Source organism: Methanoplanus limicola DSM 2279, assembly GCF_000243255.1.
Classification (GTDB): domain Archaea; phylum Halobacteriota; class Methanomicrobia; order Methanomicrobiales; family Methanomicrobiaceae; genus Methanoplanus; species Methanoplanus limicola.
Genome location: NZ_CM001436.1, coordinates 2432523 through 2453222, shown reverse-complemented (window position 1 = coordinate 2453222; position 20700 = coordinate 2432523). Strand labels below are relative to the sequence as shown.

The following is a 20700-nucleotide window of genomic DNA, read 5'->3' as shown; positions in this document are numbered from 1 at the left end:
ATTTCAGTCAGTTGACTGAAACGGCAATATTGAATATGTTATATTCCATTCTCACAGGTTCATCCAGCTCTATTGACAGTTTGCCGAGATCCCCTCCGTCGGCATTAGAATAGCATGACAGATTGCAGATATTGTCAAACCCTTTGGATTCTATCTCCATCAGTTCCGAATTAATATTAAGCCAGACCGGATCATCTGCCCCTGAAATATTATCATAAATTCTGAATTCTGCATAACTGTCAGTGAAATTGGACGATATCACCTCGGACTCAAGAGTCAGTTTTGCCATTCCGTTTCCGCTTGTGTAATCATCGTCACCTTCAACCATATTTACAATTGTAAATTCCAGTCCTGAACAGTTCTGGTACACTCTGCCTGTCAGGTTTCCCAGGAGATCCTTTTCGAATTCAACCGAAGTATCGTAATCGATATCCACAAAGGACGAAAAAAATCCGGAACTGCTCTTAATATCATCTTCCACCCTGGACATATCGGTATACTGCAGCGGAGTATTCTCCCCGTATTCTGTCGTGAGGTTGACATAGCCGTACTGCCATGAATACCCCTGGTCCTGCCAGAAATTATTCAGCGGTGTATAAGATACAGATACAAGGGATGAATTCTGCACCCCTCCGGATGAATTAACGATGCCAAATAGTGTATCATCTGAATCCACCCTTAGAATACCTCCGGATTTCAGACCTGACAGAAAGATCTCACCTCCTCCCAGTTCAAAGTTCCTGCTGGATTTTCCTTCTGCCTTTCTCCATACAGCAGACTCTATGTCGGATGAGAAAGATAGAAACTCATCTTCTATCTCTCCGAGATGGTTTATCTCAGCCTGCTCTTTAAGGGACGGAACATATGTGCTGTAATAGAGAGCCATAAGAGTGATGGCCACAGCAAGAATCAGGAGCATTGCAATTACCGGTGCTATTCCTTCATCATTCTTCAATCCTCAACCCTCCCGAATAGAAGAACCGATCTTGAGCTTACAACCTGGATGTCCCATCCGCTTACATCTTCATCCGTTACAACAACCATGTAATCTCCGGGCATAAATGCCCTCAGTTCCGAATCATTGTTAACAACTAAATCCTGATTATACAGAACAAGCCTGCTGTTGTTTCCCGTTAAAATGACCTGAAGACTTCCCTTTACAAGAGTATCGCCGCCTTTATGCCAGAGAGTGACATTATGTCCGGAGTCACCTGTCGATCCCACCATAATGGTGGCTGATGGCTCCCTCTCCTGCGGTGCAAACTGTGAGGCTGACGCTGCAAAAATTGCAACAATAATTAATACAATGCTTATCATCAGCATTTCGCCCACAACAGACGAAACACCGCTTTCGTTATTATTGTCCATATTCATAACATCCTCTTTTAAATTATCACCGTAAACAAAACAACCGAAGCGGCCAGAAAGAGGACACTGTGCTTAAATCCGGCCATTATATTGTTTGAACTGAGCTGACCTGCCATAATTCCTGAAAACAGTCCGAGAATCATTGAAATATGAAACATATTTACGACATTTGAACTGATGTCCAGGTTCATGTCAAACCCTGAAAAACTATCAATGAAGGATACATTCAGCTGATAGGATGAATATAGGAAAATTCCGTATGAGAGATAAATGATCGCCACGTATATGAACGACACCCCGAATCTCTGTTTTTTCATCTTAAGGTAGTGTTCGAGATCACCAATGGCAATAATTAATATCTCCCGTAAATGATCCGTGACTTCACTTGCCTTCATAACAAGCGAGATTGCCCTTTTTACAGATACAAGCCCTATCCTCTCTTCAAGGTTATATAATGCATAAGATACGGTCTTTCCCATCTTAATCTCTTCAGATGCAATCTTTACCTCCGAAGTTAACACTCCGATCTTGCTTGTCGAAATAATATGGATGGCACTCTGAAGTGTCATTCCCATATCCTTCATATCTGACAGTTCCCTTAAAAATCCCGGCAGCTGTGCTTCAAACTGTTTCAGGTACCAGTTTCTCAGTTCATATGCCAGTGCAACCGGGACCATAACTGCGGAGATCAAAAGGCATATAAAAATTTCAAATGTGTAATCCGGAAATATTTCCGCTACATTTCCGTTCATATATGCAAGTGCAACCGCCGCTGCCGAGAGAAGCCCGAGGATAAGACCATACTGATAATCCGAGACATAAAACTTCAGCGGATTTTTCATTATTGATTTTATCCTGAGCATCTGTTTCTTTGATTTCAGGTTTTTCAGGAACTTCTCGTCAACCAGTTCCGAATCTTCGTCAGTAACAACCGAGTCCGTATATTCGGACTGCAAAACCCCTTTTGTGCTGACCTTAAGTCCGTCAGGCGGCATCAGGATATACAGGAGGTATATCATAACAGTTGCACCTATGGGCAGGCAGATATACATCAAAGGTTCAAGCATATCAACTGTAGCCTGTCCGCTCAGGTTCTGCGCAACTATCATAATCATAATGGCAATCGGTCCGGCAACAAAGGCCGTAACATAGATCTCGGCCATTATCTCCATCGTCTTTAATGTATTATCCAGTTCCTGAACTGCGGTCTCACGGTAATGGATGGACTTTGCAGCAAAGAATTCAGTCATACCTCCGCCGGTCCTGAATACCATTGCCAGGTCATTTAATAGATCACTAAAACCCGGAGACGGTGTGAAATTCTGGACCGTTCTCATGGCTGATGCGAGATCATCACCAAAATATTCCACATCCCTGACAATCATACCGCACTCTTTTGATACCTCTCCGTAAAGGTCCTCATTTTCAGATACATTCCTGAAAATGGAGAGAAGTGTCATAGTCGTCGAAAGTGCCTGCATATAGGTTACAGCATAAGGCAGATCAAGTTCAATCCTGGTTTTTCTTCCTCTGGCAACGAGTTCCGGGTATATATACCCGAAAATAAAAAATCCACCTACTATAAGCACAAAAAGAATTAAGGCTGCAACCTGTGGTGAGAATAGTGAGGCAGGATTTATCTCAATATCATACAGGATAAAAAAATTGACAAGTATGATATAATTTATTGCTATCAGCAGGCTTGCAGCTATAAGCAGCAGGAGATAATTCTCACTGCTTACAGGTATATGCGAAGCCCGAAGTGACCTCTTAAAATCTTCCGTATTAAGTGAAGAAATCAGAAAATTATTCCTTAAATTCATATCTGCCCTTCTTGGAATATTCATAAAATTCGGATGTAATCTCATCAGATTTACGAATGTTCCTTAAAAGAAGACTTTCAAGGATCTCTTTTCTCATCTGAATCTCCTGCTCCAGGTCATCCTGTGACCATCCGTGGCTGTATGCAATCTCCTTTAGAATGTTGGATTCACTGAAAATTCTCTGAAAACTGTCATCCGCCGGACTCCACCTGTAAAGGGTATTATGCTCTATAACACCCCTGTTTATGGTAATCTCATTTAACGAGATACACTTCCTCACCATTCTTCCGCCTATATACACAAGCTGCTGAATGATTATCAGGTCAAGAGCCTCAAACATGGCTGTTGCCACATTAATAGGATCTGTTGTAAGCCGGTTTATTGCCTGATCAACACCGCCTGCATGCAGGGTTGAATAAGTAGTGTGTCCTGTATTCATAGCCTGGAAAAGTGTCTGTGCTTCCGAACCCCTGACTTCACCGACAATGATGTACTCAGGCCGCTGTCTAAGGGCAGTCTTTAATAGAGAGAACATATCAACACTGCCTTTGCGTGATTCGGTAACCGTCTCCCTTGTTTTCATTGCCAGCCAGTTTTTATGCGGCATCTGGATCTCTCTTGTATCCTCAATCGATACAATCTTTGAGAACTGCGGGATAAACAGTGAAAGGGCGTTCATTGTTGAAGTTTTGCCGCTTGCCGTTCCGCCTACAACCAGTGCACTTTTTCTGCTTTCAACACACAGCCATATAAATGCCAGAATTTCAGGGTCGTATGTCCGGTAATCAATGAGATCTACCGGCGTTATCGGCTCGGTTTTGAACTTACGGATTGTAAATGAACTGCCTTTCGTTGAGACCACATCAGAGTAGGTGATCTGTGCCCTTGCACCGTCCGGAAGAGTGGCATCGACAAGCGGTGTTGTCAGGGACAACTGCTTATCGGCCTTCTGGGCGACTTTAAGGACAAATTTATTCAGTTCTTCCCCGGCGAAGGAAAGGTTTACGGGAAGGTTGGAATATTTCCTGTGGTAGATGAATACCGGAGAACCGGGGCCGTTGCATGTGATATCCTCGATATTTTCGTCATGCATCAGGGCGTCGAGTTTTCCGTAACCGTGAAAATTGCAGTCCAGATAATAACAGATAATACCCACCCTGTCGTCATCAATCTGCCTGTCAAAATTTTTTACGATTTTATGCACAGTGTCGTGATCAATTCTGATTTCATCCCTCTTTGCCTGTGTGTCATAAATCAGGACGGATCTTAACTCTGAATCGGCCTCTTCCAGAAGAAGCTGCTCTTTATTTGATATTTTAGGTTCACATACCCGGTAACTGAAATTCCTGTCTTCATCACGTATTATTACTGCATAGGAAAAAGGGGGTTTTAGCCAGTACCTTTCCAGTTCCTCATAATCACAAAGGAAGGATTCATCATTTCCTGACGGGATCTCCGGGTACTCATTTTCATAATAGTTCAGCGGGTCTAAAACTGATTTATCTGACTTCTTTCCCGTAAATCTGTTATATAATTTCAGTCTCTGTGAAAACCGGTTTTTATTTCCGGCATATTCTGTATCCGGTTCCGGTAAACTGTTCTCCACAGTGGCATTGTCCATGCATTCATTCTCTTCAGAATCACCTTTTTTAAAAAAGGAGGATTTACTTTTAATTTTGCATACTAGGTCCGACATGTTCGTTATCACCACCACGGTAAGAAATCATCATCTTCGTATTCATTATAACTGGTATACTGCTCTTCAGGATATTTCTGGGAATAGCCAAGAGATGTGATCCCTGATTTTACATTCAGGTCAACATTTACTCCGTTTCCATAGAGATCAATTCTGAAATCTCCGGTCTGCAGTACTTTCAGAGTCTGGTTTTCAGCGGTGGAGTACTGCCTCCCAAATCCGCTTTTTTCCAGAATATCACCGGTTTCGTAATCTGAGACAGTAATTTCCAAAAAAGAATTGTAGGGATCAAGTTCTTCAAGTGTGCTCTCGGTATTATATTCAACTATTAGTGGCCCTTTTCCGACATTTGCCCGAAGGCTCAGAGGAGTATAGACCATATCGATACTGCCGGAATAAAGGGTCTGTAATGCATCATTACCGGCTTCAGGTTCGGGGGGCTTTGAACTGTTTACTGATGTGTGGGAATAATAGGGGTCATCGGGTATGAACTGAGGAATTAAAAAAGCCGTATCCTCCATACCTTCAGAAACCGGATTTGATGACTGGTACGCGTTAATGGTGTTATCATCCGGAGAATTAGCATCTGCTGCTATCTGCTGTCCGGAATACCGGGTTTGAACAGGCATATCTCCGGCATATATCTCCTGACTGTCATTCTCAGGCGAGATTATTTTTATTAATGCAAAAGCACCGAGTACAATTGAAATAACCAGTGTGGCTATGATTGCTACAGCTATTATGGCTGTTATCCTGTCAATATCTAAATTATTATCCTTTAAACTCATTTCAGCAACTCTTTTATCTCAGCCTTAATTTTCTTAAATTTATGGTACAATTTCTATCAATGACCATGTTATTTAATGAAATTAAGAAAAGGAGAGGCATAATTCAGTTTCACCTGATTTTGCTATAATTTTTGCTCTCTCCTGTCGTTCTTCCTTTAGAATCATTGATTCAGGTTGTACCTGAATGTCATGCCCGGAATTATAATTGTTAAAGATCATATGATGTGATCTATATGTGTTGTAATATTTTATGCCGGCTGAACATAGTCCCGGAACCTTAACCGGAATATTTTATATCAGTATGAAATCTAATTGGCATAAGTAACAATAATCCTGATCTTCTTCATTTAATATGGTTTAGTCAAACTATTTAATAAATTTTTTGAAATTTGTATTACTGGTTGTGCATATATAATTGTGGTGTATCTTAAAATTATGAATAATTATTATATTTTATTTACTGTGTGGGGACCGGCAGGTGAAATAAGATTCATCCAGAGTTACTCCCACGGAAGTGGTGATTATACCAGGGACCGGAAAAATGGCTTGAAACAGATTTTGTTAAAGTTGTCGAAGGGATTATTAAAAAGCGTAATGAATCCGGTAATAAGTAATTGGTAAATTCAGATTTTTGTTCTATATGATTTTACATATATTTTAGGATTAACATTATTGTGTTTCCGCAGTTCCCCCAGGATTTTAAAATATAGCCTGCCGGAAAAAAAGTATGATAACCGGAGTAATCCGGTTATAGGAGGTATGCCTCGGCTTAAATGGAATATTCCTATCACAGAAGGGCGGTTACGCCGTCTGCCCATGTCTCAACCTTTGTCCTGATGGCTTCGTCCTGGTATGATGTCAGCCTTGCCTTATCCTTTGTGAGTGTGAGGTAGTAGATCTCTGAATTCGGGTCATGGCACTTAAGTGTGCATGAGAATGTGTCCTTTTCAGAGCTGTGGATGCAGTCGCCTCCGATGGCTGCTGCAAGGTCGGTGTCGGCAAGTACTGCTGTCACGGCAGCGTTGTATGCTGCAACTGTCGGGCACTTTACTGATAATGTGCCGACCGTCTTTGCGTCATTGTCCTCAAAGATGAATTTCGCATTGTAATACTCCTTTGATTTTTCAATGCCGTCAGTTTCCACACCGGACTGGTAATAACTGGTGCACTCAAAGGGGTTGTCAGCGATGAGGCTTGTTATTACAGACTGAAAGACCGTGAGATCATTTATACTGTCTGTGAATTCTCTTGTCGATGCCTTTGTGTTGCTTGTCTCGATAAAATCTGCCATTTGTCTGATTCTCCTGACTTTATCGCCTGCAAAAGCACCAAAACCCGCCCGCTGAATTTAACCGGTGATCAGGCCGGCTTACAATCAGCCCGGGTTTTAGTGCCGGCAGAGACCTTTGCAGGTCTGTGCCTGATCTGTCCGGACATCTTACAGACAATACATTGTGGCACTTATGCACTGATAAATCTGGCTTTACTTTGGGGTTATTTTCCGAAAATGCGCTGGATATGCCGGTGTGGTGTTAGGTAACAGCTATATAATTCCGGGCGTGAAAGTTCAGGGTGGCGCCTTTTTGCATGGTAATCTGCACAGACCTGTGCGGCCCGGAGAAAGTGTTCAGGTCTTATGTTTACAGCCGGAATTCTGTAATGGAGCCGCTTTCCGTCGAGATTTCCGGCTGTAAAGCTAAGCATATATCACTCCCCGGCTATACAATACTAAACAGGCTGTTCTGTAATATATGAGTAAATCAATGAGAACCGGCAGGATTGTGACTGAAATGAGATATAATGAGAGATTTCCGGAGAGCAGAAGCAGAGATGATAACCGGAATTTTAATGGAAATGCCGCTGAGACCCTTTATGAAACTTCACGTGATGTCAAGTGGATATGTGAGGCACTGCGCCGGATGGAGAGGAGGGATGAGGATTTTGAGAAGAGGCTCCGGAGGCTTGAGAGCTTTAAGTCGGAAAATGCCGGGATGGATAAGAAGGATAGGCAGATTTCCGCCGGAATCGGGGCCGGTGCAGGCAGTCTTGCGGCAGTTCTTCTGAAGGTTATAGGCGGGGGTTGACTCTGCCGGCAGTGCCTTTTTTCTCAGGCTGAAACGGAACGGGTGCCCACTCCCTTCTTGTGAAATCCTGTTTTCCGGAAATGAATAAGTCTCATATCCTGCCTTTTTTTGCGGTTTAATTCTCTCAATGCTGTTTCTGATCAGGTATATATACTGTCATCCCTGATTATACAGAATAAGGAGACAGTAACAGAATGGAAATGAAGTGGTTTGTATTTATTGCGCTAATTATGGCTCTGATGATCACGGTATGTCCTGCATGTGCACAGCCGGACGGCAAAGGCGGCAGTCCGGAGAAGTTCAAAGCAGGTGCAGATGATACAGGCTCTGATAATTCCAAAGGACCAAAACCGTCTGAAACCGGATTTGATCCGGAAAGCAGCTCCGGAAAATACGATACTCCGGGCAATGTGAGCAGACCTTCTGAAGCACCGGGTGCCGGTAAACAGGTGAATAATTCCGCCGGGAAGTCCAATGCAGTGAACGCCCCGGCTCTGAAAGCTGAAAATCGCGAGAGGAATGAGTATACTGTCAGGGCCGCAGTTCATAACCTTCTCGCATATGGTAATGTATCAGGCGGAATCGGCAGTCAGATATCTGAGGTAGCATCCGGATTCAACAATTCTGTAAATGCTGCATATATGGCCGAAGAGAAGATCAGGAACAGAAATCAGCTTGTCAGGTTCCTATTTGGTGGCGATAAAACGGCCGCTGAAGCTATAAACCGGCAGGTTGAGGAGAACAGGGTACGGATAGAACAGCTTGAGGGCGAAATATCGTCATGCAACTGCAGCGAGGATACAAAGACAATGCTCAGTCAACAGGTAAGAATCCTTAACGAAGAGAATGCCAGACTGAACGCGACTGCCGGGCAGGAACTCTCGGATAAAGGTCTGTTTGGATTTATTTTATAATTTTTTTTTCAGACCGGACAGCAGAAGTACAGGTGGTAACCGGAATTTTAACGAAAGAGCAGTTGAGGTCCTTTATTAGACTTCAGGTGATGTGAAGTGGATATGTGAGGCTCTTCGCCGGATGGAGAGGAAGGATGAAGATTTTGAGAAGAGGCTTAGAAAACCTGAGACTTTCCGGTCGGAAACTACCGGCATGGATGAGAAGGAGAGGCAGATCTCAGCCGGAATCGCGGCCGGTGCAGGCAGCTTTGCTGCCATTCTTCTGAGGGTTATTGGTGGGGGTAATGCCTGTATGAAATAGCCAAATCTTCCGGCACAGAAATATTTATCAGATTATATGTACATAAACAGGTACATGAGAAGCATAAGCATATCTGATTCCACTTATGATGATCTCAAAAAGCTGAAGAAACCGGATATGAGTTTTTCAGATGCAATTGATATTCTCCTTGAAAAACAGAAGACAGGAACAGATCGGTTTTTTGGAGTGCTTGCCGGGAGTCCGGTACTTGATGAGATCCAGAAATTAACTGAGGAAAACCGGCACAATGCAAAATTTCGTATATGATATTACTGGATACATCCTGTCTTATTGATTTTTTCCGTGGTAGTCCGGAAGCATATTCCTGCATCAAAGGAAGAAGTTATGCAGTTACAGCAATTTCCTGCCATGAGATACTTGCAGGAGTAAAGAGAACAAAAGCTAAAAGGGAAGAAGAATTCTTCAGGGACTTTTTTAAAGAAGTAATTGTTCTTGAATATACTATTGAAGCAGCTGAAGAATCAAGTTCTGTCTCAGCGAGCCTTGCAGCTTTAGGTAAACCTGTAAATGCTTTGGATATACTAATTGCCGGAACAGCTATATCAGAGGGTATAAGAGATATTCATATAAGTCAGTTTAAGGGATCTGGACTGAAAAATTGCATACATTTTTGAGTGTACGTATTAATTAGTAATATTTTCCGATTAAATTAACAGGATTTAGAAATTCTAAAAGAAGATACTTCGCGCAGATTAGGAAATAAGAGGTAAAATGTTGCTATCTCAAGCCATTTTCTAAGCTGTATTATGTCAAATGTAAAATAATGGCATATTAAACGTATTTTTAGAATTTTTGAATACAGCTATCGCTAAGGCTAACGACTCAAATATTGTTGGATTGACTTCTACTCTTTAAAAGCCAACATATTTGAGTGAAATTCGGTCGTATCCTTTATGTCGGCTACATGCAAGTCGCCGCAATGAATCTTCCAATTTTTTCCATCTTTCACCAACACTCTCTTTTCCAAAGATACTCTGATCAATGATACTCAGGAACTCGTGAGCTTTCTCTGCAAAAACTTTAGACCATAACAATGGACCATAACGAGGTTTTTCATCTTCATCAAGTGATGCTACCATTTTTTTGTACAGATTTCTGCTCAAAACAAGCCTTATTAACATAGAATAGACATGGATCAGAGCAAGCGGTTCCCTGGCTAAAAGAAATTTCCCAAGATCATAGTCACTTTTCATCTCCTTGAATAACAGCTCAATTATCCATCGATACCGATATAGCTGATAAATCTCGTCCTTTTTGTAAGCATCACCAGGTAAGTTTGTTACATAATTATGCCAAATCTTGTCATTTTCATCCCAGAAACAGACGACTCTGAAATCTGCATTAATCTTTTTTTGCCCCATGGTTTTTCTTTATCTCTTCCAGTAAAGGTGCATATTAGCTCAATTTCATCGCTTTTTGGAACTTTCTCAAGAAAGTCTCCTAAATTCATTCCTTTTTCAAAAATACTATCAAAAATCTTAGATTCTGATACAATTTCTTTTAATTTTGGTTTGGCTGAATTCTTGACCCGACTAACAAAAAATCCTCCTCTTTCATTGATGTTTGCCAAAACATAATGCGAATAATAGCCTAAATCAAAAAGGAAAAGAACGTCTTTTATGTTCCCATCAATCCTGATTTTCTTGTAGTCATGCGTTTTTTCATCAGTAATTTCAAATGATTTAAGTGAATGTGATACAGCACTATATACTGCATGAATTTTCAATCCCGCAGCTTCACTACGTGATCTTGCCGGTGGAAATTCCTCTGCAAGTTTTTTGCTCAATCGAACGATGCTGCTGTCCTGTATCAAGATATCTTTCAGGATCCCAACCGGACCCTTTAATCTTGCAGGTGAATCTGCAAAGGTTATATTGATATAGTGATCCAGCATCGCTCGTAAGAAAAGAGCCATATTACTGTCAAAACGATTGTGAAAACTCTGATATCTAATCTCTTTTGTCCCTGCAGATTTCCCACCCAGGTCTTGATAGTCACGATGAATTTCTTCAAGTGTAGGTTTACAGTGACTACTGATTCCAAAAATAAGGACGTATAAGAGATATGTCGGATCTAATTTCCTCATTCTCTTAATAAATCCATTACTGCGTGCCTTTTCCATAATAACTTCAGGAGGGAGTAATTTCTCCTGCCAATTCCTCAGGGAATTGTTATCATCTTTTTGCTGATGATTCATATTTCCAGGTTCCGCGAAGCGGCGCGCGAAAGTATATAAAGGTTCCGATCTGTTGTGGGGTGTGGGATTATTGGGGAGTAATACTCAAAAATGAAATATTGATGACTTCACGCTAAAAGTGACTTATATGAAGAGATATTGCAACACGGGATTCTGATTTTTTGGTAATTGGGAAAGTTACAGATCTTAATATCTGTATTTACTGAATTTAAATTTCAGAATATTTTGTCTGATTGCCTGATTTATGGCATATATTCAGGTCCATAGTTTTTTGATTTTTATGAAAAAAAGATCACCATTAACCGGATGAAGCTTTAAACTCATAATCAGATTTTTTTAAATTTTACGGTAATATTTTATGGCACCCGGAATTACAGAGATGCTTATAGTCGGATTTGCAATAGGCCTTACAGGAGCACTCGCACCCGGTCCGACACTTGTTGCAGCTATTAATTCAACTCTTAAATCCGGGTGGAGAGCAGGGCCGCTTGTCACACTGGGACATGCAATAGCTGAAATCTTTATGATCGTTTTTGTCCTCACCGGCCTTTATGTATTTCTGGACGAGTACTCTTTATTAATTGTCCTTACAGGTGGAATTGCCCTGATTGTTTTTGGTGTTCTGACTGTAATGGATTCAAAAAATGTATCGGTTAACCTCTCAGGCAGTTCTGAAACGGCCAAAAATCCGGTCACTGCCGGAATTGTAACCTCTGCTTCAAACCCTTACTTCTGGATATGGTGGTTTACAGTCGGAAGTGCACTTCTGCTGACAGCAGTTTCCGGAGGGGTTATTGTATTTCTGGCGTTTATTATCGGGCACTGGGCAGCGGATCTGGGCTGGTTTACCCTTGTATCCACCGGAGTTCACAGGGGACGGTTCTTACTTAAGCAAAGGGAATACCGGATTCTGCTTACAGCCTGCGGGATTTTTCTGATTGGTTTTGGAATATATTTCCTGATTTCCGGAATGAATCTGTGATTTCAAAAAAGTTATAGTTCCGGATTATTTTAATGGTTGATTACTTCAATACCCGGAACCCTTGAAAAATCACGGGTATTATTGGTGACAACTCCTGCATTATGATATATTGCTATGGCTGCTATCAGCTCATCGAATTTGCCAATCGGAGTGCCTTTTTTTTCAAGAGCAGCAGAGATCTTACCATATGAATCATAATAATCTCTGTTAAATTCAAGAACTGGAATTAATTTTAAAATATAATCTATCTTTTCTATTGACCTGTGAGGATTATCACTTTTATGTGCACCCTTGTATAGCTCAAAAACATTTGCAAAAGTTGTTGCAAATGTTTCATCACTGTCTGTAACTTCTCTTAGATAAGAGATGGCTCTTTTGTAACCGGAATTATTGTAGCTTCTCATCAGGTCAACCAGAAAAGTGGTGTCAAAGATTATCATTCAATGTCCTTTAACATTTTATCGGCTTCTTCATCTGTCAGAAATATTTCTGATTCTCTTAATATTTCATCAATCTCTTCAGCAGTCCTGTTTTTTGGGAGAACTCTCAGTATCACATTTGAAAGGCTTTCTTCTTCTGTCTTTTTCCATTTATTTAATCTCTCAAAAGCTTCTTCTGAAAGGTTTACTGTTACTGTAGTCATAATGACAGTATACACACATTAGCATAAAAAAGTTTTGTGATTATGAATAACAGAGATCTGTTACATTCTCAGGCAGCCCAAAAAATGCAAAAAATCCGGTCACTGCCGGAATTGTGACCTCGGTATCAAACCCTTACTTCTGGATATGGTGGTTTACAGTCGGAAGTGCACTTCTGCTGACAGCAGTTTCCGGAGGGGTTATTGTATTTCTGGCGTTTATTGCCGGACACTGGGCAGCGGATTTGGGCTGGTTTACCCTTGTATCCACCGGAGTTCACAGGGGCCGGTTCTTACTTAAACAGAGGGAATACCGGATTCTGATGACTGCCTGCGGAGTTTTTCTGATTGGATTTGGGTTGTATTTCCTCTTCTCCGGGATGAATATGTGATTTTATATTGTTGATGCCTTCAGAATCGCGATAATTTAACATTGATCTACCCTTTTGCTCTGAGCAAAGGTGGAGTGTACAGGCAGGGTGCACCCGTTCATGGAAAAATAATTAAATAATTCCGGTTCTAAATATTTTTCAATGACAATTCCGGAAAATGAGTCCAGATGCGAATTTTGTGGTAAGGATGCAATAGGGATTCAGATCCTTGGCTGCTGCAAACAGGTTGTCTGTGAGGAGCATGCCGAAAAGATCCTGAAAGAGATGAAACCCGGCGAGAGAAAAGAGTGGGGAGCCTGTTATTATGTACGGTACTGACCGGGTATCCCCGGTGTTTACCGGAGATATATGAAAATCGTAATCATATCTGACTTCATTTTATGATTATCTAAAAAAGGTAAAAACCTGATCTGAGTTTTTCAGATGTAATTGATCTTTTTCTTAATGAACAGAAAAACAGGTCTTATTTTAACAATGGATACAGAAGAAGAGATAATTCCGGATGAGAACAGGAAAATAATGATAATTCCTGTATGGAAATGGATGATGGAATATTTCCGGCTTTAACCAGTACCGTACATAGAGCTATTAATAATATGTATGGCCATCAGATCTGTTGATCGGAAAGACTGCTGTTTATTATCTTCTTCTGCTGCTCTTCTCTGAAGCCGGCACCATTCTGTTGTTTTTTGTGGATATAAGTCCTGCACGTTTGAGTTCAGCAGTAAATTTATCCAGGAGTACTGCACTTATATTTATCTTTGATTTTAACCCGTCTTCTTCAGTCTGAGTCTCCCAGAAATTTTCAAATGTATCTTTTAGCTCTTCATTTCTGACTGATCCGGACTTCTCTACCAGCTTTAGCAGTAGTGTGAGAATATTTCTTTTAATGGTGTAATTATTCAGATATTGTCTGATGTCATCGGGGGAAATTCCCAGTTCTAAAAGGACATCCCCAAGCATCTGTGGATCTACATTTAGATATACCGGCATTGAGAAAGAAACTTCATACTGCATTTCGGGAAGGAACCCTGGTATAATCTCAATTCCCGGGTATTTGGGGATTGGTTTATCCGCAATCATATTAACTCCGGTCTTTGTTATCATATCACCGGGTTTTTTATCTGTTGCAAGAATATAACCCTCCTCATTCTCTTTTACATAACCCTCATCTTCGATGATAGCATGGATTACAGTGAGTTCGAATTCCCGAAATATCTCCTGTTTAAATATGTCGGATGAGTATTGTGGAATCCGAATGTTTCCTTCAATATCAGGCAGGCCATAATATCTGGCCAATACACTTGATCTTGAGGCTTTCAGATCATCATGAGTATATAGCAGGCCGTAAGTATTTCTATTTTCGATGATCATTGTTATGACATCAATATAATTCTGGTTATTTTCTTTTATTAACTGATAGATCTCTTTTTTCTCTTCGTCCTGCCCGGACATATACTCACACCAGTTATCAATGGTGTCAAATGTCCCTTTTGCAAGAACTTCTAATGAGGAACTGAAAACTTCACTTACTCTGGATTTGCATCCTTCATCCTTCAGCCAGTCTGCAAATTCATCCGCCTGCTCTCTGGTTCTGAAAGTAACCCGCTCTTTAAGTATCATAGTAATTACTGGGGGTGGAACAGTCATAATATAATTCCCTTTGGCGGTCACGGCACTGTCTGAAAATCCATTGGTGGCTGACCATTCATAATGACCAGTTCCCTTTCAAATTGATTTAAACCGGAAGAATCGTTTCATATTTATGTATCACTGAAAAATCCGACTGTGCCGAATCTTCAGGATCACAGCTTAAAGACTTTTCTCTTCTTTTTTTCAATTTATTCAGCCTTTACTCCCGGAGGATTTATCTGAATATTTGTTAATATGAATAAATTATCTCATTCATTTCAATTTTATTTGAAACAGAATGCATAAATATGCTGTGGTAATATTAATATTATGTTGGGTATTAAAAAGTTGACATCAATTTTATTTTTGTGTGTGGTTGCTGCTACATTAATCTGTGGATGTACCTCTGATGCCTCTGGCAGTCCGGGCGCTACTGATGATGAAACGGCGACTGTCCAAAGTACAGTCATTATTACTGATATGATCGGGCGTGAGGTTGAAATACCTGCTTCTGTAAATTCTGTAATCCCAATCGCCCAGGGGACAACAAGGGTATTCTCCTATCTTGGTGCAACAGATGTTATCAGCGGAATCAGTGAGACTGAGAATAAATCATTTTCAAAATATCCCTATCTAGCTGCCCATCCTGAACTTAAAAAACTTCCAATAGTTGATGCAGGCGGAGCAGGCGATCCATATTTTGAGGAGATTGTAAAAGTTTCTCCTGATCTTATAGTTGCGTCCTATATTGATACTGAAAATGCCAATCATATCCAGGAAAAAACCGGAATTCCGGTCATTGTAATAAAGCCGGGAGTAGGCAGAATCGGATTTATGGATTATACCGATGATAACAATGATCTATTTACCTCACTTGATCTGATTGCCTCTGTGATTGGAGAGGAAGAGAGATCTGAAGAACTTAAATTGTATATTAAAAGCCTTGTTAATGATTTAGAAGGGCGAACATCAGATGTCGCTGAAGATAAAAAAGTTTCTGTTTATGTGGGTGGATTATCAAAGCAGGGAGCTTTCGGGCTTGCCTCAACACAGGTGAAGTACCCTCCGTTTATCTGGGTAAATGCAGACAATGTTGCATCCGGAGTTAAATCTGCCTCAAATACCATTGAGATCAGTAAAGAACAGATAATCGGCTGGAATCCGGCTATAATATTTGCAGATATGTCTAATATCGGACTTATTAAAGATGAACTCAGGAGTGGATTGTATGATGATATTGATGCCGTAAAAGATGACAGAATATATGGCGTACTGCCTTATCCGGGCTACGGACTGAATCACGAACTGGTTCTTTCTGACAGTTATTATGTTGGTTCTGTATTATACCCTGAACGTTTTGTAGATATTGATGTAGTCTCAAAGACAGATGAAATTATTAAGCAGTTCAACGGAAAAGAGTCATACTCTGCAATTACAAAAAAGACAGGTGGTTTTGGGAGGATAGAGGAATTCTGAATCATAATTTAAAATCGCTTTTTTTTGCAATATCTTCCTCAGAAGTAATCCTGAAAGGCTGTATTCTGTTTGCCAGGTTAATCTTTTCTAAGATATAAAGAGGTCGGGGTCTGACCAGAAGGAGTAATATGGTTTTGATCCAGGTCTGTTCCGGAGGAAAAGTTATCTGCATCCTCCGCCGCATCCGCATCTGGAGTTATCGCTCTTATTGTCCTCATTTTCCCGGCAGATACACTTCCCTTCCCATGCAGCAGAGACGACACTCTCAAGATCATCCTCAACAATATCCATATCACCTGTCTTTTTAATTCCAAGTTTAGTGATGATGATATACTGATCCACATCCACACCTGCATTCTCTGCAATCTGTCCGGCGCACCCGACCTGGCATCCGTCTATTACAACAATTTCATCAGCATCCTCTGTCTTCTTCATAACGGAAGGAGTTTTAATCGCAAGTGAGGCTGTACAGGCTTTGTTGCCAAAGCCTTCCTTTGTAAGCGTTACAGCGGCAGCATTGGAGAGTTCCCCGACATTTGAAGCTCCTGAACAGGCGAAGATTATCTTTTTCTTCCCTCCTGCTGCATCCCCGCAGCTGCATGTGCATTGTGGAATATCAGTCATCTTTCAGTTGCCTCCGATAAGCTCTTTTATCTCGGCAACATCCGCAACCCTTCCGGAGACCTTCAGTTCACCGTCAATCATCAGAGCCGGAGTGAGCATGACGTCCCTCTCCATGATTTCCACTATATCCTCGACCTTTACAATCTCTGCATCAACACCTGATTCCGAGACTGCTTTTTCGACATTCTTCATAAGCCTCTTGCATTTTAAGCATCCCGTTCCAAGTACTTCAATCTTCATGATAATTCAACCTAATATCTTACAATCCGCAGGTAAAGATTAATTTCAAAATATAAAATAGAAAGATCTATATATTATGATCCAAATATACTATTGTCATCTATGGAAATCTTAGATAGTTATGTTGATGGTTCAATTGAGTCAATATATCACCTTGGCCTGGTAGCAGGAATATTTGATTCTCTTCATATTGGGATAATTACAGACAATTCTCTCCCAAAAAAGCGCCAGTATAATCTGTCCCATGGACAGGTTCTTAAGGCAATGGTTTTGAATGGTCTTGGTTTTACAGAACGCCGACTTTACCTCTTTCCTAAATTCTTCAATGATCTTGCCGTTGAAAATTTACTTGGCGAGGGTGTTAGGCTTGAGCATCTAAATGACGACGTTATTGGCCGTACTCTTGATGCAGTTTATGAATATGGTGCGACCAGATTATTCAATGAAATTGTAGTTCAATCTTTAATCAATGATGAATTTGCAGCCAAACTAATCCATGTTGATACTACCAATTTCAGTGTTTATGGCAAATATAATCGGAATTCTGACAATACTATCAATATCACAAAGGGTTATCCAAAAGACGGAAGGTGGGATCTTAATCGTTTTGTGCTTGGAATTGCGACAAATCAAGTGGGAATACCATTATTTGTGGAGGCATTTTCAGGCAATAAACAAGATAGCGAAAGCATTATTGAAATGATCCAAAACTTCCAGAAATCACTCATATTTGACGAAAAAGTCTATTATATCGCTGATGCTGCGTTTTATTCAGAAGATAACATAAAACAGATAAGTGAGACTACATTCTGGATTTCCAGAGCTAAAGGAACAATAAGTGAAGTGGTCAACCTGACAAAATCTGATGTCGAAATGATTGATTGTGGAGATGAAAGGTATTCCTGCTTTGAAACAATGTCTGGCTATGGTAATGTTGAGCAGAAATGGGTGATGTATGAAGCAAAAGAAAGGGTAAAAAGCGATCTTAAAAAAATTGAAGAAAAACTTGAAAAGAAGACAATAAAGGCTAAAAATGAGATTTCCAGACTGATGAATCAGGAATTCAGTTGCCAGGAAGATGCAGAAAAAGCAATAAAAAAGTGGATTGTAAAAAATCCAATGTTTGGATCTACCACATACTCCATTATCAGCAAAAACAAAAGGGAAAATGGTAAGAAAGGGAGACCCAGAGCTGATGAGATACTCAAAAAGGTATTCTTTATTAGAGCAAAACCGAACGAGGATTCTGAGATTATTAAGGGGGAAAAACTCAGAGCAGGAAGATTTGTCCTTGCAACAAATGACCTTGAACTGACAGCGGATGAACTTCTCAGCAATTATAAAAATCAAAATACGGTCGAAAGGGGATTCAGATTTGTAAAAGACAAACAATTCCTGGTTTCTGAGGTATTTCTAAAGAAAGAAGAAAGGATTGAAGCACTGGCAGCATTAATGGCGATATGCTTATTTGTATATGCTGTTGCTGAATTCAGAATACGAAAAGTGTTGTTAGAGTCTGGAGAGTCCGTCCCAGACCAGAAAGACAAACCAACGAATAAACCGACACTCAAGTGGGTATTCTTCCTGTTCAGAAGAGTTAGGGAAGTTACCATCATTTGTGATGGAAACCTTACAGTGAAAATACAAAATTATAGCTTGGATAACCAAAAAATCGTTAAATTGCTTGGTTCTTATTGTGAAAAATATTATCGTGACCGCTCAACCTGCGGAATGTGAGAATATAAACTCTTCACTTTAATTTTTTGACGTATAAATTCATATAATACAATAATCGTGTTTGCAATAATAAAAAAGATTAAGATTTAAGATTCAGAACAGGAACCTTCCCCTGTCTTCATTTCGCCCTTTAAAGATGCATATGCATGTTTGCCCCGTGAATGAGGCAGAGCTTTTTTATCAAGATATGTAAGATGCTCAACAATTGCGGACAATTCTTTCACCGGAAATCCGAGTATTGCCTCACCGGATGCCATATCGGTTGCATCGCGGCATCCATAGCAGCCAAGACCATAGTTTAAGCGTTTTTCCAGGAACGGAATAATGGTTGAGTCAACACATGTTGCCTGAAGAACAGCAGTTGAACCTTTAACACGTTCTCCGCCATGAGAATGCATGTATGAAAGAGTAATCCACATGAGTTTCTCAGTCTCATCCTCGACAACGATTATATCAGGAAGAGATTCTGCTTTTTCAAGAGGGAACAGCTCTATCTGTTTAATCTCATCCATCTCAAAAACTGTCATGCCTTCAAACATCATCTTTCCGACAGTCTCTTCAGAGGTAATGCCAAATCCGACAAGGCCCTTTCCGCTCTTTAATGGTTCAGGCAATGGTTTAAACCCGAAAGCCCGTGCAGCCGCCGGACATGCTATCGTCTCTTTGTTTACGATTACATGTTCACCGTGTCTTGCCCACATAAGTGCCTGACAATAACGGTTGCCTCCGGCCATAACTGCACCAGCTACAGGTTTATCGTCTTTCAAAAGTCTCACACCGACAGGTGAACCGCGAAGTCCGAGGATACTCTTCATTGCTTCACCTGCTTTTTTAATTTCACTAATTTCTGTCATTTTAAATTCATCCTGTTAATTATGATTATAGTTCAGTCAGCTTCTTCGAATCTTAAAGAGGTTACGCTGCCCTTATTTCCAAAAAAATAATATTTTGATATTTCCTGTGGTCGTGGATGGTATTTTCACGACATTTTTTAGATTATAAATTATGTTGGAGGTTTTTCATGGATCTTTTTCTGGTAAGCAATATCTTATCGAAGATAATCGGTTTTAATAATTCTCACCTGCATCCGCCGCCGCAGCCGCAGACGGGTGCTTTTTTGTCGGACTCTTTTTCTTCTTTAGCATCCTGGCAGACACATTTTCCCTCCCAGGCAGCCGAAACAACGGTTTCAAGGTCATCCTCAACTATGTCCATATCACCGATCTTTTTTATTCCGAGTTTTGTGACGATGAGATACTGATCTATCTTCACACCGGCATTTTCCGCAATATGTCTGGCGCACCCGACCGGGCATCCGTCAATTACAACAATCAAATCTGCATCCTCAGCTTTTTTCATAACAGACGGGGTTTCTATCGCAAGTGATGCCGTACATGCCTTATTTCCAAAACCCTCCTTTGTCAGCAGAACAGCCGCAGCGTTTGAGAGTTCACCGACATTTGAGGCGCCGGAGCATGAAAAGATAATCTTCTTCTTATCGCCGGGGGCATCAGGCCCGCCACAGGTGCATTTAGGAATATCCCCCATTTAGTTACCTCCGATTAACTCTTTAATCTCAGAAACGTCTGCAACCCTTCCGGAGACTTTTACCTCGCCGTCGATTGCAAGAGCCGGTGTAAACATAACATCCCTCTCCATTATCGCAGTTATATCTTCGATCTTTACAATCTCAGCATCAACACCCGATTCAGAGACTGCTTTTTCGACATTCTTCATGAGCCTCTTGCATTTTAAGCATCCCGTTCCAAGTACTTCAATCTTCAT

At 40.7% G+C, this 20700-nt stretch carries 25 protein-coding genes and 1 pseudogene; 10 read left to right on the top strand and 16 right to left on the bottom strand.

From position 1 onward, the window contains the following. Positions 1-7: 7 nt before the first annotated feature. From METLIM_RS11590 to METLIM_RS11565, 6 genes are all read right to left on the bottom strand, one after another. Positions 8-955, bottom strand: a complete 948-nt coding sequence (locus METLIM_RS11590) for a hypothetical protein (protein WP_004078640.1) — start codon at positions 953-955, stop codon at positions 8-10. Next, positions 952-1368: a type IV pilin N-terminal domain-containing protein gene (locus METLIM_RS11585; RefSeq protein ID WP_245543532.1), complete on the bottom strand. Its 417-nt coding sequence runs from the start codon at positions 1366-1368 to the stop codon at positions 952-954. Before METLIM_RS11585 ends, METLIM_RS11590 begins: the two co-directional genes overlap by 4 nt. Positions 1369-1385: 17 nt before the next feature. Further along, positions 1386-3215, bottom strand: a complete 1830-nt coding sequence (locus METLIM_RS11580; RefSeq protein WP_245543531.1) for a type II secretion system F family protein — start codon at positions 3213-3215, stop codon at positions 1386-1388. Next, positions 3175-4887 (bottom strand): type II/IV secretion system ATPase subunit, encoded by a 1713-nt coding sequence (locus tag METLIM_RS11575; protein WP_004078637.1) that lies wholly within the window; start codon positions 4885-4887, stop codon positions 3175-3177. Before METLIM_RS11575 ends, METLIM_RS11580 begins: the two co-directional genes overlap by 41 nt. An 8-nt stretch (positions 4888-4895) precedes the next feature. Next, entirely contained in the window at positions 4896-5675 is a 780-nt protein-coding gene (locus tag METLIM_RS11570) for a hypothetical protein (protein WP_004078636.1), read from the bottom strand. 787 nt (positions 5676-6462) lie between these two features. Then, complete coding sequence (locus METLIM_RS11565; protein WP_004078635.1) at positions 6463-6966, bottom strand: hypothetical protein; 504 nt, start codon at positions 6964-6966, stop codon at positions 6463-6465. Positions 6967-7426: 460 nt separating this feature from the next. On the opposite strand from METLIM_RS11565, the gene METLIM_RS17440 reads away from it, so the two are divergent. The 5 genes from METLIM_RS17440 to METLIM_RS11540 all read left to right on the top strand — a co-directional run bounded on the left by METLIM_RS17440 (position 7427) and on the right by METLIM_RS11540 (position 9609). Then, positions 7427-7759 carry a hypothetical protein gene (locus METLIM_RS17440; RefSeq protein WP_245543530.1) on the top strand — a complete coding sequence of 111 codons (333 nt, stop codon included), beginning with the start codon at positions 7427-7429 and terminating at the stop codon, positions 7757-7759. Between the two features lie 194 nt (positions 7760-7953). Then, entirely contained in the window at positions 7954-8673 is a 720-nt protein-coding gene (locus tag METLIM_RS15775; protein ID WP_004078632.1) for a hypothetical protein, read from the top strand. A gap of 91 nt (positions 8674-8764) precedes the next feature. Continuing rightward, a complete protein-coding gene (locus tag METLIM_RS11550) occupies positions 8765-8974 on the top strand; it encodes a hypothetical protein (RefSeq protein ID WP_048145963.1) in 210 nt (69 codons plus the stop codon). Between the two features lie 36 nt (positions 8975-9010). Then, positions 9011-9241 carry an antitoxin VapB family protein gene (locus METLIM_RS11545; protein WP_004078630.1) on the top strand — a complete coding sequence of 77 codons (231 nt, stop codon included), beginning with the start codon at positions 9011-9013 and terminating at the stop codon, positions 9239-9241. Further along, positions 9238-9609, top strand: a complete 372-nt coding sequence (locus METLIM_RS11540) for a type II toxin-antitoxin system VapC family toxin (protein WP_004078629.1) — start codon at positions 9238-9240, stop codon at positions 9607-9609. The genes METLIM_RS11545 and METLIM_RS11540 overlap by 4 nt, the downstream gene beginning before the upstream one ends. A 237-nt stretch (positions 9610-9846) precedes the next feature. On the opposite strand, the gene METLIM_RS17595 is transcribed toward METLIM_RS11540, so the two are convergent. After that, the gene (locus METLIM_RS17595; RefSeq protein WP_342633019.1) at positions 9847-10188 is read right to left on the bottom strand and encodes a hypothetical protein; all 342 of its coding nucleotides are present in this window, start codon (positions 10186-10188) and stop codon (positions 9847-9849) included. 86 nt (positions 10189-10274) lie between these two features. Then, on the bottom strand, positions 10275-11192 hold the full coding sequence (locus tag METLIM_RS17590; protein ID WP_048145960.1) for an IS4 family transposase: 918 nt from the start codon (positions 11190-11192) through the stop codon (positions 10275-10277). Positions 11193-11550: 358 nt separating this feature from the next. On the opposite strand from METLIM_RS17590, the gene METLIM_RS11525 reads away from it, so the two are divergent. Then, positions 11551-12174 (top strand): LysE family transporter, encoded by a 624-nt coding sequence (locus METLIM_RS11525; protein WP_004078627.1) that lies wholly within the window; start codon positions 11551-11553, stop codon positions 12172-12174. Between the two features lie 29 nt (positions 12175-12203). Here METLIM_RS11525 and METLIM_RS11520 read toward each other — a convergent pair whose 3' ends face one another. Both METLIM_RS11520 and METLIM_RS11515 read right to left on the bottom strand, forming a co-directional pair. After that, complete coding sequence (locus METLIM_RS11520; protein ID WP_004078626.1) at positions 12204-12614, bottom strand: type II toxin-antitoxin system VapC family toxin; 411 nt, start codon at positions 12612-12614, stop codon at positions 12204-12206. Continuing rightward, positions 12611-12817 (bottom strand): antitoxin VapB family protein, encoded by a 207-nt coding sequence (locus METLIM_RS11515; RefSeq protein ID WP_004078625.1) that lies wholly within the window; start codon positions 12815-12817, stop codon positions 12611-12613. Before METLIM_RS11515 ends, METLIM_RS11520 begins: the two co-directional genes overlap by 4 nt. Positions 12818-12909: 92 nt before the next feature. Here METLIM_RS11515 and METLIM_RS11510 point away from each other — a divergent pair. Together METLIM_RS11510 and METLIM_RS16975 are read left to right on the top strand one after the other, a co-directional pair. Next, positions 12910-13206: pseudogene (locus METLIM_RS11510) on the top strand (LysE family transporter); the annotation flags it as partial. 141 nt (positions 13207-13347) lie between these two features. Continuing rightward, positions 13348-13524, top strand: a complete 177-nt coding sequence (locus METLIM_RS16975) for a hypothetical protein (RefSeq protein ID WP_004078624.1) — start codon at positions 13348-13350, stop codon at positions 13522-13524. 321 nt (positions 13525-13845) lie between these two features. On the opposite strand, the gene METLIM_RS11505 is transcribed toward METLIM_RS16975, so the two are convergent. Continuing rightward, positions 13846-14856, bottom strand: coding sequence for a hypothetical protein (locus tag METLIM_RS11505; RefSeq protein WP_004078623.1), 1011 nt, complete (start codon positions 14854-14856; stop codon positions 13846-13848). A gap of 330 nt (positions 14857-15186) precedes the next feature. Here METLIM_RS11505 and METLIM_RS11500 point away from each other — a divergent pair, with 330 nt between their 5' ends. After that, positions 15187-16314 (top strand): ABC transporter substrate-binding protein, encoded by a 1128-nt coding sequence (locus METLIM_RS11500; protein WP_245543528.1) that lies wholly within the window; start codon positions 15187-15189, stop codon positions 16312-16314. Between the two features lie 162 nt (positions 16315-16476). Here METLIM_RS11500 and METLIM_RS11495 read toward each other — a convergent pair whose 3' ends face one another. Then, positions 16477-16938 carry a putative zinc-binding protein gene (locus tag METLIM_RS11495; protein ID WP_004078621.1) on the bottom strand — a complete coding sequence of 154 codons (462 nt, stop codon included), beginning with the start codon at positions 16936-16938 and terminating at the stop codon, positions 16477-16479. A gap of 3 nt (positions 16939-16941) precedes the next feature. Beyond that, positions 16942-17178 carry a thioredoxin family protein gene (locus tag METLIM_RS11490; RefSeq protein WP_004078620.1) on the bottom strand — a complete coding sequence of 79 codons (237 nt, stop codon included), beginning with the start codon at positions 17176-17178 and terminating at the stop codon, positions 16942-16944. Positions 17179-17280: 102 nt separating this feature from the next. Here METLIM_RS11490 and METLIM_RS11485 point away from each other — a divergent pair, with 102 nt between their 5' ends. Beyond that, positions 17281-18915: an IS1634 family transposase gene (locus METLIM_RS11485; protein WP_004078619.1), complete on the top strand. Its 1635-nt coding sequence runs from the start codon at positions 17281-17283 to the stop codon at positions 18913-18915. Positions 18916-19001: 86 nt separating this feature from the next. On the opposite strand, the gene METLIM_RS11480 is transcribed toward METLIM_RS11485, so the two are convergent. From METLIM_RS11480 to METLIM_RS11470, 3 genes are all read right to left on the bottom strand, one after another. After that, positions 19002-19769 carry a DUF169 domain-containing protein gene (locus METLIM_RS11480; RefSeq protein WP_004078618.1) on the bottom strand — a complete coding sequence of 256 codons (768 nt, stop codon included), beginning with the start codon at positions 19767-19769 and terminating at the stop codon, positions 19002-19004. 223 nt (positions 19770-19992) lie between these two features. Continuing rightward, complete coding sequence (locus METLIM_RS11475) at positions 19993-20463, bottom strand: putative zinc-binding protein (protein WP_004078617.1); 471 nt, start codon at positions 20461-20463, stop codon at positions 19993-19995. Then, complete coding sequence (locus METLIM_RS11470; protein ID WP_004078616.1) at positions 20464-20700, bottom strand: thioredoxin family protein; 237 nt, start codon at positions 20698-20700, stop codon at positions 20464-20466.